We start from the raw sequence: 750 nt of genomic DNA on the forward strand, positions 1-750 counted from the left end.
GGGCTACCGGGGAGCCGGGGTGCCGCGTGCCAGGGCGCCTGTGGATACGCCGGGTGACCGGCCGTCGGCCGGTTCGCGGGGCGGCTCGTCGCGGGGCGGCTCGTCGCCGGGCGGGGTGTCGCCCGGCGGGCTGTCCCCCGGCGGGGTGTCCCCCGGCGGGCGCCGGACGTAGAGGCGCAGGAGCACGTCGTCGCGGACGCGTTCCTCGCGGACGTACTCCTCGCGGACGGTGAACCCCTCGGCCAGGACGGCGAGTTTGGCGCGCTCGACCGGGTCGGGCGGGCTCTGGCGCGGGTCGAGGGCGGAACGCTCGGCGACGACCCAGACGCGGTCCACCGAGGCGAGGCGCCGCCGCAGCTCCCCGGGGGCCGCCTCCCGGCCCCACAGCGTCCCGGAGCGCGGCGCGGACTCCCGCAGCGCGATGTCCCGCGCCCGCCGGAACCCCTTCGGGTAGGCCAGCGCGGCGAGCCTGCCGACCGACGGCACGAACAGCACCGGGTCGCCGGGGCGCATCCGGCTGACGGCGAGCGCGGAGACCACCGCGAGGTTGTCCGGGCGGTGGGCGGCGGACCGGTCCTGGCGGTACACGGGGAGCTGGTGCAGGAAGGTGACGGTGAGGGCGAGGGCGCCGGTGACGCCCACGAAAACCTGCGCCCGGCGACGCGCCGCCCGCGTCCGCCGCCCGTCGAACCGCACCTGCCGTCCCTCGAACCACATCGGCCGCCCCTCGAACCACACCCGCCCCAGCGC

1 pseudogene is annotated in these 750 nt (G+C 78.5%); it reads right to left on the minus strand.

Going from position 1 to position 750, the window contains the following annotated elements:
- Positions 1-3: 3 nt before the first annotated feature.
- Positions 4-750: pseudogene (locus tag C1J00_RS43855) on the minus strand (hypothetical protein); the annotation flags it as partial.

Source organism: Streptomyces cahuitamycinicus (assembly GCF_002891435.1).
Taxonomy (GTDB): domain Bacteria; phylum Actinomycetota; class Actinomycetes; order Streptomycetales; family Streptomycetaceae; genus Streptomyces; species Streptomyces cahuitamycinicus.